This window comes from Haloferula sargassicola, from assembly GCF_040362925.1.
Lineage (GTDB): Bacteria > Verrucomicrobiota > Verrucomicrobiia > Verrucomicrobiales > Akkermansiaceae > Haloferula > Haloferula sargassicola.
Genome location: NZ_BAABRI010000001.1, coordinates 254,872 through 269,001 on the forward strand (window position 1 = coordinate 254,872; position 14,130 = coordinate 269,001).

10 protein-coding genes are annotated in these 14,130 nt (G+C 62.0%); 3 read left to right on the forward strand and 7 right to left on the reverse strand.

Going from position 1 to position 14,130, the window contains the following annotated elements; all coding sequences use genetic code 11:
* Positions 1-217 precede the first annotated feature (217 nt).
* Positions 218-1,036: a PEP-CTERM sorting domain-containing protein gene (locus tag ABXH26_RS01100; RefSeq protein WP_353565175.1), complete on the forward strand. Its 819-nt coding sequence runs from the start codon at positions 218-220 to the stop codon at positions 1,034-1,036.
* Positions 1,037-1,152: 116 nt separating this feature from the next.
* Here ABXH26_RS01100 and ABXH26_RS01105 read toward each other — a convergent pair whose 3' ends face one another.
* The 7 genes from ABXH26_RS01105 to ABXH26_RS01135 form a co-directional block, all read right to left on the reverse strand.
* Positions 1,153-3,177 carry an alpha amylase C-terminal domain-containing protein gene (locus ABXH26_RS01105; protein WP_353565176.1) on the reverse strand — a complete coding sequence of 675 codons (2,025 nt, stop codon included), beginning with the start codon at positions 3,175-3,177 and terminating at the stop codon, positions 1,153-1,155.
* Positions 3,178-3,226: 49 nt separating this feature from the next.
* On the reverse strand, positions 3,227-5,347 hold the full coding sequence (locus ABXH26_RS01110) for a protein-disulfide reductase DsbD family protein (protein ID WP_353565177.1): 2,121 nt from the start codon (positions 5,345-5,347) through the stop codon (positions 3,227-3,229).
* Between the two features lie 119 nt (positions 5,348-5,466).
* Positions 5,467-6,507 carry a quinone-dependent dihydroorotate dehydrogenase gene (locus ABXH26_RS01115; protein WP_353565178.1) on the reverse strand — a complete coding sequence of 347 codons (1,041 nt, stop codon included), beginning with the start codon at positions 6,505-6,507 and terminating at the stop codon, positions 5,467-5,469.
* A 104-nt stretch (positions 6,508-6,611) separates the two neighbouring features.
* Positions 6,612-7,484 carry a hypothetical protein gene (locus ABXH26_RS01120; protein ID WP_353565179.1) on the reverse strand — a complete coding sequence of 291 codons (873 nt, stop codon included), beginning with the start codon at positions 7,482-7,484 and terminating at the stop codon, positions 6,612-6,614.
* A 175-nt stretch (positions 7,485-7,659) separates the two neighbouring features.
* Positions 7,660-8,544: a hypothetical protein gene (locus tag ABXH26_RS01125; protein ID WP_353565180.1), complete on the reverse strand. Its 885-nt coding sequence runs from the start codon at positions 8,542-8,544 to the stop codon at positions 7,660-7,662.
* Between the two features lie 55 nt (positions 8,545-8,599).
* The gene (locus ABXH26_RS01130) at positions 8,600-9,448 is read right to left on the reverse strand and encodes a hypothetical protein (RefSeq protein ID WP_353565181.1); all 849 of its coding nucleotides are present in this window, start codon (positions 9,446-9,448) and stop codon (positions 8,600-8,602) included.
* Between the two features lie 32 nt (positions 9,449-9,480).
* Positions 9,481-12,420 (reverse strand): thrombospondin type 3 repeat-containing protein, encoded by a 2,940-nt coding sequence (locus tag ABXH26_RS01135; RefSeq protein WP_353565182.1) that lies wholly within the window; start codon positions 12,418-12,420, stop codon positions 9,481-9,483.
* Positions 12,421-12,611: 191 nt separating this feature from the next.
* On the opposite strand from ABXH26_RS01135, the gene ABXH26_RS01140 reads away from it, so the two are divergent.
* Complete coding sequence (locus ABXH26_RS01140; protein WP_353565183.1) at positions 12,612-13,586, forward strand: NAD(P)-dependent oxidoreductase; 975 nt, start codon at positions 12,612-12,614, stop codon at positions 13,584-13,586.
* Between the two features lie 13 nt (positions 13,587-13,599).
* Positions 13,600-14,124, forward strand: coding sequence for a gluconokinase (locus ABXH26_RS01145; protein ID WP_353565184.1), 525 nt, complete (start codon positions 13,600-13,602; stop codon positions 14,122-14,124).
* Positions 14,125-14,130 lie beyond the last annotated feature (6 nt).

Here is a 14,130-nt window from a genome sequence, read left to right on the forward strand (position 1 = left end):
CAGGCCCTGTAGGCGTCCTTGCAACCTGGTTCTGAGGGGCCCTCTTAATGGGGTATAACGAATTGTTTAATTCCCGAGATGGTTTGGAATTGAGGGTGTTCGGGCTCGATTAGATAGTTAACCCCACGCTCTGCCCTGGGGCGGATGCTTCAAGTCCGACGGCGTTCGTTAGAAGACCCGCCGTCGGACTGCGCTGTTAACACCCAACACCCGATATATGAATATGAATACCATTGCATCGACCATGATTGGCTTGTCCGTGGCGACGCTGGCTCCCACCGCGCACGCCGCGGTGACCGCCGGCACCTCGTCCGGAGTCGGCATTGATGTCGGCGTCTCCGCCTTGTCCTTGGTCGACCTTGACGTGGGCCCCCTGGCACAGAGTTCCGGTACCGCTCCCGCCGCCTATTCCACCACCAACTTTGTCGCGACCGTGAATTCCTCGGTGGTTCTGGGATCGGTGGCCGCGACCGACGATGGAGACGGTGCCATCAACACCAGCGCGAGCTCCGATGTGGACGGTTCCTCGGGTGCGAAGCTGGCCACTAGCAACGCGACGGTCAACGGCCTCGGCGTGACCCTCATTCCGGGCATCGTGCTCACGCCGGACTTTCTTTCCATCACCTCCGACACCATCACCTCGACCTCGAGCAGCTCCGGCGATTTCGGCAGCCTGGTTTCCACCGGAAGCGCGATCATCGAGAACCTCAGCATCACGATCGCTGGCACCGACCTGCTGGTGGGAATCAACAACCCGTCACCCAACACGGTGATTGTGGATGCGGGGGGGATCGCGGGTCTGACGATCGTGCTCAACGAGCAGATTCCCAGCGGAGATGGCATTTCCTCGACGGGGATGACGACCAATGCGCTGCGGGTCAGCCTGGATGCCATCACGGTTGGTGCGGTCTCGGGCCTGACCGGGGACATCGTCATCGGCCAGACCACCTCGGGTCTTGCCGCGGTGCCCGAGCCCGCCGTCTCGCTGCTGGGTGGCCTCGGGCTCATCGGCCTCCTGCGCCGCCGCAGGAGCTGACTTGCTTGTCGTCTTGTTTTGGATGAGGTGCCCCGCGATCTCAAGCGGCCCGGTTTTATCGTTCCGAGGCCGACAGATCGTGGGGTGCTCAATCGGATGCGCGGGGCGGTTTCTGCTCAATCCACGGTGCTTGTCCCTCCCGAAGCGGCCGGTTTTTCAGGAGCGAACACCAAGGCGGTGCGGGCAGGCGTGTAGAAAGTCAGCTTCCCGTCTTCGTTGACCTCATAGGAAATCGAGTCGTCGAGCCGGTCATGCCCGCCGAAGTCCGGGCGGTCGGTGTGCAGCACCAGCCGGTAGGCTCCCTTTCCGGGGACGGGCGCCTGATAGCCCGGCACCGAGTGGTCGTGGGAAAAGTTGAACACGAAGACGAGGCCGCCACGTTCGACGACCAGCACTTTGTTCCCGTGGTCGATGTTGAGGCAGTTCGCCGGCTGGTTGCCGGGCAGGTCGAACTTGCGTCCGAGGTCCTGCATGGCCCGCTCGAACTCGTTGAGGAACTTGTATTTCAGCGCCGGATTGTCGACCAGTGACCACTGCCGGCGGCAGTAGTTATAGGACCAGCCGTTGCCCTCGCGGGGGAAATCGAGCCACTCCGGGTGGCCGAATTCGTTGCCCATGAAGGTCAGCCAGCCCTCACCGGCCGTCGCGAAGGTCACCAAGCGGATCATTTTGTGAAGGGCGATTCCACGATCAATCACAGGATGGGGGTCATCCACGCCCATATGCCAATACATCTCCTGATCCATCAGCCAAAAGGCCAGGGTCTTGTCGCCGACGAGGGCCTGGTCATGGCTTTCCGCGTAGGCGATGTTGGCCTCGCCATGGCGGCGGTTGGTCAGGGTGTGCCACATCTCGTCGAGGTTCCAGTCCTCATCCCGGGTGTGCTTGAGCAGCTTGATCCAGTAGTCGGGCACGCCCATCGCCAGGCGGTGGGTGAAACCTATGCCGCCCTCCGCGACCGGGCGGCATAGACCGGGCATGCCGGACATGTCCTCGGCGATCAGGATCGCTCCGGGCCGGATCTCGTTGGCCAGCGAGGTGGCGAGCTGGAGATAGAGGATGGCATCCTCATCCACGTCGTGGACGAAGTATTTGTCGTAGTGGTCGAACGAGGTCGAACCCCGGTGCCAGTAGAGCATCGAGGTCACGCCGTCGAAACGGAAGCCATCGAAACGGAATTCCTCGAGCCAGTAACGGACGTTGGAGAGCAGGAATTTCCGCACCTCGGGACGGCCGTAATCGAAGCACTTCGAGTCCCACTGCGGATGCTCGCCGCGGTCATCGGAGTGAAAATACAGGTTGCCGGAGCCATCGAGGTCGTTGAGGCCCTCGGCCATGTTTTTCACCGAGTGCGAATGGACGACATCGAGCAGCACCGCGAGTCCGAGGCCGTGGGCGGTATCGATGAGATACTTCAGGTCCTCCGGCGTGCCGAACCGCGAGGAGGGGGCGAAAAAGTTCGAGACGTGATAGCCGAAGGAGCCGTAGTAGGGATGCTCCTGCACGGCCATGAGCTGGACCGTGTTGTAGCCGAGCCGGGCGATGCGCGGCAGGGTGGTGTTGGCGAATTCACGATAGTGGTGCACGCGGCCTTCCTCGCCGGACATGCCGACGTGGGCCTCGTAGATGCGCGGGGTCTTGATGCCGGAGGGATCGAACTCGTGGTGCCAGCGGTAGCTTTCCCCGGGCTGCCAGATCTGGCCGGAAAAGTCGTGGCTTTCCGGATCCTGGATCGCCCGCAGGATGCAGGCGGGGATCCGGTCGCGCACGCTGCCATCGGCGCCGGTGATGTGCAGCTTCACCCGCTGGGCGTGGCTCATGGCACCGGCTGGGACCACCGTTTCCCACATGCCATGGTCCTTCCGATCGAGCGGATCGGCGTCGGGATGCCAGTGGTTGAAATCCCCGACCACGCTCACCGCGCGGGCGCCGGGAAGCCACTCGCGGACCAGCCAGCTGCCGTCCGGTTGCCGGTGGATGCCGGTCGTGAGGTGGGAGTCGGCATAGTCGACGAAGCTCCCGTTTCCCAGCCGCTCGAGGTGGGAGCGGGTGCCCTTGAATCGCAGGCCCCGTTCCTCGATCCGGCTGGCGTAGGGCTCCAGCCAGGGGTCGTCCTTCACCAGTTTGGGCACATCTTTCATCGGTGGCCACCATGGGACCCCGCACGCCCGGACGCAAGGGGGATGCAGGTCAAGATCCGCCGTCCGCGGTCCCGCCGAGCTGTTGGTCGAGAAATGCGCGGAGGTAGGAAGCGGTGAGCACCGTCTGGGTCACGTGCGGCGTGTCCGAGCCGGGCGCGTAGAACACGTTGACCGGGATCGCGCTCATGCCGAGGCGGCGGATCTCCTCGTCGATGTCCGGCCGGGTGGTGGTCTTGTCGGCCTTGAGGGCGACGATGCCGTGGTCCTCGAAATACCGGGCCATGTCGGCGGAGTAGGTGGCGGCCTTGTTCGTTTGGCAGGTGAGGCACCAGCGGGCGGTGAAGTCGACGTAGACCGGCTTGCCCTCGGCGATGAGTTTTTCCTGCAAATCCTTCGTCCAGGGCGCCCAGTGGATCTTCGGGGCATTGGCGGCTTCCGCGGTGAGGGACTCAGGGGTCGGGCGGGCGACGATGAAGCCGGCGGCCGCGATCGCCAGGGCCAGACCACGGGCGGTCCAGCGGGTGGACGGGGATTTCCCCGGCAGGCTCCAGCGGCCGTAGATCCACAAGGCGGCCGCCACGGCGGTCAGGCCGAGCATCACCCACAGGCCTTTCTGGCCGGACTTCTGCTCGAAAACCTGGGCGCTGTAGACCCACAGCAGGTAGCCCGCGGTGCCGAGCAGTAGGAAGGACATGCCTTGCTTGAACGACTCCATCCACGGCCCGGGCCGCGGGAGCTTGTCGACCAGCGCGGGAAAGGCGGAGAGTACGAGGTATGGCGTACTCAGACCCAGCGCCATCAGCGTGAAGGCCAGGAAAAACCAGGGAGCCGGCAGGCCGACCGCAGCGCCCAGGGCGGGGGCCAGGAAGGGCGCGGAGCACGGCGTGGCCACCACGGTGGCCAGGACGCCGGAAAAAAAGGTGCCGGCGAGACCTTGCTTGGCCGTGAGGTGGCCGCCGACTGAGGTGGCCGACGCTCCGACTTCAAACACACCGAACATGTTCAGCCCGAACACCAGCATGACCAGCAGCAGGACATAGACGACCCACGGGTTTTCCAGCTGGCCGCCCCAGTTTGCGATGCCGCCCGCCAGCAGGATGCCGGCCAGGATCCAGAAGGAAAGCAGCACGCCGAGGGTGAACACGAGCCCGTGGGCGACGATCTTCGATCGCGAATGGCCCGCCTGTTGGACGAAGCCCATGATTTTCAGCCCGATCACCGGGAACACGCAGGGCATCAGGTTCAGGATCATCCCGCCGAGAAACATCAGGCCGAGCACCACCGGCGTGGCCAGGGTGGACTTCGCGGTGCCGGGCACCTCGGCCAGATTTGCTGGCGGAGCATCGAAGCCGAGGTCCACCGCCCAGCCGAGCGACTGGCTTTCCGCTCCCCAGCCCTTGCTGGCTTTCAGGATGCCCTTCACCCGCTGCGGGGCCGGATCGGCGTCCGGGTTGCGGGGAAAAGTCAGCGTCCACGAATTGCCTTGGTGCCCGAGGGTTTGCTCGACCGAGCTGTCCTCGATCGAGTCCTCGCCGAAAAAGTGGACGTCACCGGGGTCGGCGGAAGCATCGGCGGGGACCAGTGTCAGCGTGACCATGTCGCCGTTTTCCGAGGCAGTGACCGACCAGGGAACCTCCTCGGCGGGCAGCGCCGCCCGGGCTTTCGCGAAGGCGGCGGCGATCGCGGGCTTGGCCTGCGACTCGCCGATTTGGAGCGTGAGCGCGAGATCCTGGTCCTCCGGCACGCAGGTCTCGTGACAGGTCAACCACGAAGCCTTGGCCTCGAGCGTGACCGAGCCGCCGCTGAGATCCTCCGGGGCGGTGATGCGGGTCAGGAACCAGGTTTCGCCGTCATATCCATAAAAAGGCGCCCCGGCGAAATTCCCGAGAAGCGGGGTGGGGAAGCGGAGCTCTTCCGCCGTGAAACCCTCCGGCAGCGTCCACTCGAGCGATGGCGGATAGCCGGCCTGGCCGGGGTTCACGTAGTAGGTGTGCCAATGCTCCTCGTGGTCGAGCACCAGGGCCACCTCGACCGTCTGGCCGGGCTGGATGGACGGCATCGCCGGCACCAGCCGCGCCTTCACATGAGGTTCATCGTTTCCCCCGAAGGGAAACTGGGCGAAGGCCGGGGAAACGAGGGCAAGAAGGGCGAAAACCAGGGAGCGGATCATGGGCTGAGGCGGAAAGTTGTTTCCTGAAGGATGTCTAACATCGGCCTTTGATTCCCTGAAAGTCGAGGGGGGCTGGGTAACGGAAGGTTAACCCGGCCCTGATCCGGCAAGCGCGGGTCTCAGGGAAAGGGCACGGAATCGAGGGCGCGGGCGACCTCGCGGACCATCTTCGGCCCGCGGAAAATGAAGGACGAATAAAGCTGCACCAGGGTCGCGCCGGCTTCGATTTTCGACAGGGCCGACGCCGGCGAATCCACGCCGCCCACGCCGATGATCGGCAGCGCGCCGCCAAGTTCAGTCGCGAACGCGCGGATCACCTCGTTGCTTTTCTCCAGCAGCACCCGGCCGGAAAGCCCGCCACCCTCCCCGGCGCGCGGATGGCCGGCCACGGCGTCGCGGGTGATGGTGGTGTTGGTGGCGATCAGGCCGTCGAGCCCGCCCTCGCGGAAAACGCGGGCCAGCCCGGCGATGTGCGGCGGGTCGAGGTCGGGCGCGACCTTGAACAGCAGCGGGACCTGCCGGCCATGCTCCGCGGCCAGCCTCGTTTGCTCCGCTTTCAGCACCTCCAGCAAGCGCGCGCAGGCATCCTCGCCCTGCAGGTCGCGCAGACCGGGGGTGTTCGGAGAGGAAAGGTTGACGGCGATGTAGTCGGCCACCGGAAAGGCCTCGCGCAGGCAGGTCAGGTAGTCGTCGGCCGCGTTCTCGTTCGGCGTGTCCTTGTTCTTGCCGATGTTGAAGCCGATCACGCCGTCGAAGGTGCGGGACTTGCGGACATTCGCGACGCCCGCCGCGATGCCCGAATTGTTGAAGCCCATGCGGTTGATGATCGCCTCGTGCTCAACCAGCCGGAACAAGCGCGGCCGCGGGTTCCCCGGCTGCGGGCGCGGAGTGATGGTGCCGATTTCCACGAAGCCGAAACCCAGCCGGCCGAGGGCGTCGATCGTGTCGCCCTCCTTGTCGAGGCCCGCGGCGAGTCCGAGCCGGTTCGGGAAACGCAGGCCCATCACCTCGATCGGGGCCAAGCACTCCGGGGCGGGAAACAACCACGGCAGCAGGCCGGTTTTTTCGCCCATGCGCAGTCCCGCCATGCCGAGGTGGTGGGCGGTCTCCGGATCGAAACGGAACAACACGGAGCGGGCGAGGGTGTAGGCGTCGGACACGCCGCCACCCTGAACGGCGGGCCGGGAATGCCCAAGCGAAATGGTCGGTGCCCTTCGGCTGATGGGACAAGCGGTTCGGTGACGATTCCCACCCGCCGGCGACATCAAGGGGCGGCTTTGCGGGATTGCCGCCACCAGTAAACACCTCCTCCGCCCGCCAGCAGGGTGGCCAGGCCGAGGGGAAGCCACGGGATCTTCCTCCCATCCTCTTCTCCGGTCCCGGTTGAAATTTCGGGATTGCCCCGCTCCGTCGTCTTTTGCCGCCGCGCTTCGACGCCTTCATCCCCATCCCGGAGCGGTCTCAATTCCTTTTCAGCCGGTCCTGCAAGCGTGTAGGGCTGCGGATCTCCTTTGAAGCGGAAGGTCCGGGTGCCCGCCTTGACCTGCTCGAACCAGAGCACCCACATTTTTCGGTCGATGATCTGTTCCACGTAATCATCACTATAGACAGGACCGTCTTCGATCAAATTCATGAGTCCCCGAAGAGCCCAAAACGCCACAGGCATTCTTTCAACTTCATCCGCTGTCAGGCGTTCCTGATCGTCAATCAGGTTTCCCAAAACCCTGACGGATTCGGGGCTTGGAAGATAGCGGATGGTCCCGATAGTCTCGCCTATAACATCGATGTATTCCTGCTGTCTCAAGGATCCGGCTTTCCACTCTTTCTTAGCCTGGTAATACTTTTTCTCAAAGAACCCCACCGATCCAGGGATGGACAGCATTGCTTGTACTAGTTCGTCTCTTACCACGAAACGTTCTTCCGTTGGAAATATTACAGGTCTGCGCATCTTCTCGATACCACGAGACAGTTTTTCCATATTCTCAGTACTGGGGTCAGACACGGCATCTTCAGCGACCTGCTTCCAGTATCTGAAAGCCTCCATGATTTCCTGGTGCTTTTCTTTCGAAATTTCAGAATAAGCAACGCTCATCGTTGCGCTTAATACAACTAAAGAAATTATAGTAATTTTATTCACTGGTTGTTGAGGATGTTTTGCGTAATCTCTCCTCTGCAGCATCCCGCCCACCCTTTACAAGAAGTCTCGTTATCTCATCTTTCCTCCTGAGATTTCCGTGCCATAGCACATCGAGCGGCGCACGCGATTTCTGGCAGGGAGTGGCGATAGTGACGATTCCCACCCGCCGGCGACATCAAGGGGCGGCTTTGCGGGATTGCCGCCACCAGTAAACACCTCCTCCGCCCGCCAGCAGGGTGGCCAGGCCGAGGGGAAGCCACGGGATCTTCCTCCTGTCTTCGACACCATCCTTCTTGGAGATTCCGGAGTTTTCCAGCCCTGTCGTCTTTCGCCGCCGCGCTTCGACGCTTTCCGTCTCCTGATTGCCCGGTCTCAACTCCTTCTCCGTGGGACCTGCGAGGGTATAGGGCTGCGGATCGCCCTTGAAGCGGAAGGTCCGGGTTCCGGCTTTCACCTGCTCGAACCAGAGCATCCAGCTTTTCCGATCCCTGATCTGTTCCTCGAGCGTGTCGCTGTAAGCAGGACCATCATCGATCAAATCCATCAGACCTCGAAGAGCAAACATCCCGTTGGGCAAGACCTCTTCATCACCGCGGCCGATGCGGTCGATGTCATCAAGAAGCCCTCCCAGGACGCGGACCGAATCAGGACTGGGAAGGCCACAAAGAGTCCCGATGGTTTCTCCGGTAGCAATTTTGTAATCATGGAGTTCCATGGATTGGGAGGCCCAATCTTGTCTGGCTTTCTGAAGTCGGTCTTCGAAAAAGTTCACGGATCCGGGTATTGAAATCATGGCCTGACTCAATTCGTCTCTTAATGCTTTCTCTTCTTTGCTTGGATGCCTTGCTGGGTGCCAGACGGATCGAATTCCGCGCGACAGAACAAGCAGGTTCTCCTTGCTAGGGTTCTCAACGGCTTCAGCCGCCCGTTTTGTCCATATCAAACGCACTTCCTCATACTCTTTGCGGTCAGCGTCTGAGATGGGCGGCAACTCTTCCGCTCTGGAAAAGGGCAAGGAAAGAAGTGGGATCAGTATGAAGATTTGTCTATTGAAGATCATTTACTTGAAATAATAGAAAGTCGTTCGTTAGATGCGTCCCACTCGCCCAACAATGTCACATGGCTGTGCGGCGGGATTTCCACCACAAGTAAGTTCCTCCTCCGGCCGCGAGCAGCGTGGCCAGGCCGAGGGGAAGCCACGGGATCTTCCTCCTGTCTTCGACACCATCCTTCTCGGAGATTCCGGAGTTTTCCAGCCCTGTCGTCTTCCGCCGTCGCGCTTCGACGCTTTCCGTCTCCTGATTGCCCGGTCTCAACTCTTTCTCCGTGGGACCTGCGAGGGTGTAGGGCTGCGGATCGCCCTTGAAGCGGAAGGTCCGGGCTCCGGCTTTCACCTGCTCGAACCAGAGCATCCAGCTTTTCCGATCCCTGATCTGATCCTCGATCGTATCGCTGTAAGCAGGGCCATCATCGATCAAATTCATCAGACCTCGAAGAGCATAGAACGCGGTACAAATGGACGAGGACTCTCCACTTCCTACTGGCTTAAGGTCTTCAAGAAGGCTGCCCAATACGCGGATGGACTCAGGGCTCGGCAAATAGAAGATGGTTCCGAGGGTTTCCCTTCTGGCATCGTTGTATGCCTGCGTTCTCAACAAGCCCTTATCCCAATCTCTCTTCGCCTCGTAATACCTTTCCTCGAAGAATCCCATCGATCCGGGAATGGACAACATTATATGAGCCAATTCATTGCTCAATTCCTTTTCTTCTTTGCTCGGATATCTAGCTGGGTGCCAGACGGACCGAATTCCACGCGCCAGAAGAAGCAGGTTCTTCTCGCTAGGGTTCTCAACGGCCTCCGCCGCCCGTGCTGTCCATTTCAAACGGGATTCTTCATGTCTTTGCCGGTTCGCATCTGAGATCGGCGGCAACTCATCCGTCCCGAAACAGAGCAGAAAGAGCATGGCATAACATATCGAAATGTGACTTTTGGCATTCATTGGCTCAATATCCCTCCAAGGCGTTCGTCTGCCGCATCCCACTCACCCTTCACCAGAAGTTTTGAGCTTCCATCCTTTTTTCGAAGGCTTCCGGAGCACATCAGGCGCTGGACGCGGTTCGTCCCGGGAAGTGGCGCCGGCCCCTTAGCGATAGGTTCTCCCGTGATTATACTCACTCTCGTTTCGTCCGGATGCCCCGGGCCCACAAGACAGTGACCGATTTCATGGGCGATGGTGTCCAGAATATCACCCTTAGAATAATGCATGGAATCGCCCATCACCCAACACTCCAAGCCATTAGGGTTTTGAGCCCCGTCAAATTCATGGTTGGCGATAGCTACCGCGGCGGCGTGGTCCTTGGAAAGAGTGCCTGTGCCGCTATCCAAAATATGGGCGTAGATCATCCGGCACGCTCCTATCAAATACACATTGATATGGACATCCGGATCACGAGGGCATGCGTCCCGAACTTCGTGTGCTTCCAAGCCGAAGTAATGCGCCGTGGTGTCGAAAGATCCTTCACCCCAGCCGACCGGAAGCTCGAAGTTTACAGGCCCCGGCAGGTTTTTGGGCACCATTTCGAACGTCACATTGATCTGCGGCTCGAAGACATCGTCGAGCCTTTCCTTGATCTCCGCGTCGGTCACTTCGGTGGGCGGGGCGCCGCCCGGTGTCCCGTCGTCGTAGGCGACTCTCCACACCGCCACCTTAACAGTCCTCTTCTTCATGACCTTTACACCCAAAGGCTTGGAGAGCGAAGCGGCGTTACCGCTCTTGATCGTAACCAGGAAGTCTTGGCTCTCCGCTTCTTCGGGGGCCGAAGCCGTGGGGGTGGTGATGGCTGAGGCGATCGTGGTCTCGGGTCCACTTCCGAAGGTGAATCCACCCGGAGAAGCAAGCTTGAGCTGCGAGTGGGGGGCGGCGGTGGTTCGGAGGTGGAAGGTGTTGGTTCCGCCTGCCGGAGCCATGATCCACAGTCGGTCTTCACAGGCCTCCCCCGGTTCACTGCTGGTCACCGAGACCGCGTCCACTCCGGTGGCGAATTCCTGGTCCTCGACCTCGATGGGAATGCCCAGCGCATGATCTTCTTGCGCGGAGTCCGACTCGGAAGGCCGGGTCACCAGAAGCGCCCCCCCGGTGGTCATCGATTGGGGGGAAACCCAGCGCCAGCTGTCGGGAATCCCCGGAGCCGATTCCGGCCAGCGATAGGAAATTCCGTTGGCCCAGAAATCGCCCACCGTGGACATCGCCCACCCTTGGGATGAGACGTCATCGAAATGGCTCAGTGCCTGGGAGTTCTTCCAAGCGCCGCTTCCAGGTGGGCACACCAGCACCGCCGGTGAGATGTAGTCCCGGATGGCAGCGAATCCGCCGTCGGGCAGGGGGATCACCTCGCGGATGTGGCCATTGAATTCCTCATCTCCATGGGTGCCGGTCCATCGGGTGGTGACGCGGTCGGATGAATAGTCGGTCCACCACGAGCCCAGTGCTCCGAGTGTGGACTCGCCCTCTTTTAGCTCGACGGGACGAAGCTCGCCTCCTTGCCCGGGGAGGAGCCAGTAGTGATTCCCCTGATGTTCCTCGGTCGCGGAATTCACGCCGTCATCCGTTCTCAAGATCAGACCTGCAAAAAAGCCACCCTCGTCGTCCAGAATCGTCTCGTGGTGGATATGGTTCGCAGCCAAGGCCTCGGTATAGTTGGGAAAGATGGTGCTGCCGGACCCTATGGCTTTCTCGATGGGCAGGGGATCCGAGTCCCGAGTCGGCCACCACATCATGCGTGGCATGCCCTGCGGAAGTTCGGGAGGAGGCGCCACCCTGCCGATGCCGAGGATCTGGCCTTTGGAGTTCATGGCGCGGGCCTCGGCCCATTCGACCCCGGTGCCTGACAGGTTCAGGGCTTGGAATTCGCCCTCCGTCCAGACCCCGTGCTCATAAAGAACCGCTCCGTCGTTTCCTGCGTGGAGGATCCGATGTTCACCCGGTGCGGGGAGGGGAAAGACGGCGAATTTCGGCGCACTGGATCGTTGCCAGTAAATGCTCGGATCAGAGGCCACGGCATCCTCGACGTCTGGAGCGCCATCCTTGTCGAAGTCCAGATTCAGCCCGTCGGGCACTCCGTCGGAGTCGGTATCTTGATTGAAGGGATCGCCCACGGGGCCGTCCGGGTGGGCCGGATCGGGTTCGTAGGCGAACTCCATCCAGTCCGGTGTTCCGTCGCCGTCGGTGTCCACACTTCCATCAGCCCGAACCCGGAGAAACCGTGAGACTCCGGGCAGGGGCGGCGCGGGAGGCGGCGCGGCGAGGCTGAGTTGATAACTGGAGGCGACCTCTGAGTTCATAGCGGGGAGCGCCGCGAGGAAGGTACTCCACATCAGGGCGTCGGCACCCGTCAATTCCACCTGATCATCCGGCGCTGGCACCTCGGCCATCTGGTGCAGGATGAAGAAGGAATGCCCATCGAATTCACGGAAATACAGCGGCACCATGGCCCATGCCGGATCCAAGGAGATCTCCGTATGCTGGGAGAGCAGGGCCTGACTGTCGAGGGAGCGCCATTTGACCACGGCCCCACCATCCGAGGCGGGGCACAGCACGAGGGCCGTGTAAACGGGCGGTGTGGCCGTCGCCGGAGTCGGAGGGTCGCCGCCCGGCGTCTCGGGCGGGGGAGGAGGGGCGGTTTCCAACAAGGAGCAGGCATGCTCATGGCCCAATGAATAAAAAGGATCACCCACCGGTGACCAATGGATCAAGTCTTCAGAATCCTCGAATTGATAGACGACGCCGGGGAGGGACTTGAAGACCAAAGAGGTCTGGATGGACCCATCCATCGCGGTCAAGGAGTGGAGGGAGTAGGGCGGCACCAGCATTTCCTGACCGAGAACCCCGGCAGTGGTCAGCACGATGAGGCTACATAACTCAAATGCAGCTTTCATGAAAAGGAACGGACGCATCGAATCTGCCTCCGCCACGGCGCCGACGACGAGGTAAAATCACGTCGGTAAATGAAAAAGCAGGAGAACCGGCCCGGCCTGGACGGTGCACTGCTCAGTTTTTGCGCTTTCATTCGCGCCTTCCGCTCATGGCTTGGTCGGCTTGGCTCGTCGGCCTAAGGCAGAAGACGACCATGAAGACCGTGTTCGTGTCTGAAACCTCGTTTGCGAAGGCGCAGGCCACCTTTGAGGCGATCAATTCGACCCAGGTGGGCTTCCGTTTTGAGCCGGCACCGGACGACGAGAAGCCGCTGGCCAGTCTGGTGCGCGAGCACCGGGTGCAGGGATTCATTGCCGATCTCGCTCCCTACCGCGGCCCGCTCTATGAAGCCCTGGGTCGCGGGGGGGTGATTTCGCGCTATGGCGTCGGTATTGACTCGATCGACCGCGCGCGGGCGAAGAAGGCCGGCGTGACCATCTGCAACACGCCCGGCGTGCTCGACAACGCGGTGGCCGAGCATGCCGTATGGATGCTCGGCGCGCTGGCCCGCCCGGTGGCCAAGGCCTACGGCGAAATGCACCATGGCCAGTGGCAACCCGCCCAGGGGATCGAGGTGCGCGGCCGCCACGTCACCGTGCTGGGCTGCGGCCGGATCGGGCGGGCGCTGGCCCGCAAGCTCGGGCTCGGGCTGGACATGATCGTGACCGGCTACGACATCCTCGAAAACCCGCATTTCGGCGAGGACGGCGGCATTTCCCGCTACACCAACAACCTCGACAAGGCGCTGGGCCACGCCGACTTCGTGATCTGCCTGCTGCCCGTGCTGGCGGCCACCCGTCACATCGCCAACGCCGACTTTTTCTCGAAAATGAAGCCCGGCGCCCGCTTCATCAACTCCGCCCGCGGAGCGCTGGTCGATGAACCGGACCTTTACGACGCCTTGGTTTCGGGCCATCTCTCGGGCGCCGCGCTGGACGTGTTCGAGTGCGAGCCCTACCAGCCCGTCGATCCGGCAAAGGATCTGCGGGAGCTGCCGCAGGTGATCCTGACGCCGCACATCGGGTCCAACACCGAGGAATCGAACGCCGCCATGGCCCGCACCGCGGCGGAAAACATCATCACCTGCCTGACCAAGGGCCCGAAAGCCTGCCCCAACCGCATCCCCTGATCCTACGCCATCCATGCCGGTCAAACCCAAGTTCACCCTCGTCATCATGGGCGTCTCCGGCAGTGGGAAATCGACGGTGGGGAAACTGGTGGCGGATCATACGGACTCGGATTTCGCGGACGCCGATGATTTCCACCCGCCCGCCAATCGCGGGAAAATGGCGGCGGGGGTGCCGCTCGACGATGCCGACCGCCGGCCGTGGTTGGAAGCCCTGCGCGACCACATCCGCGAGACCAACGAGGCGGGTCGGACGCTGGTGGTGGCGTGCTCCGCCCTGAAGCGGAAATATCGCGACCTCCTCCGCGAAGCCGGGCCGCAGGTGGTGTTCGTGTTTCTCGATGGCAGCCGCGAGCAACTCCTCGAACGCCTGAACTCGCGGCAGGGACATTTTTTCCCACCCGCCCTGCTGGACAGCCAGCTGGCCGCCCTAGAGCGCCCGCAGTCGGCGCTGGTGCTCGACATTTCAGCCCCGCCGGAAGCGTTGGCGGAGCAAATCCTGGTCCCGTTCTTCAACCGGCCGCCGGGATCGCTGGTTTGAGCGTCC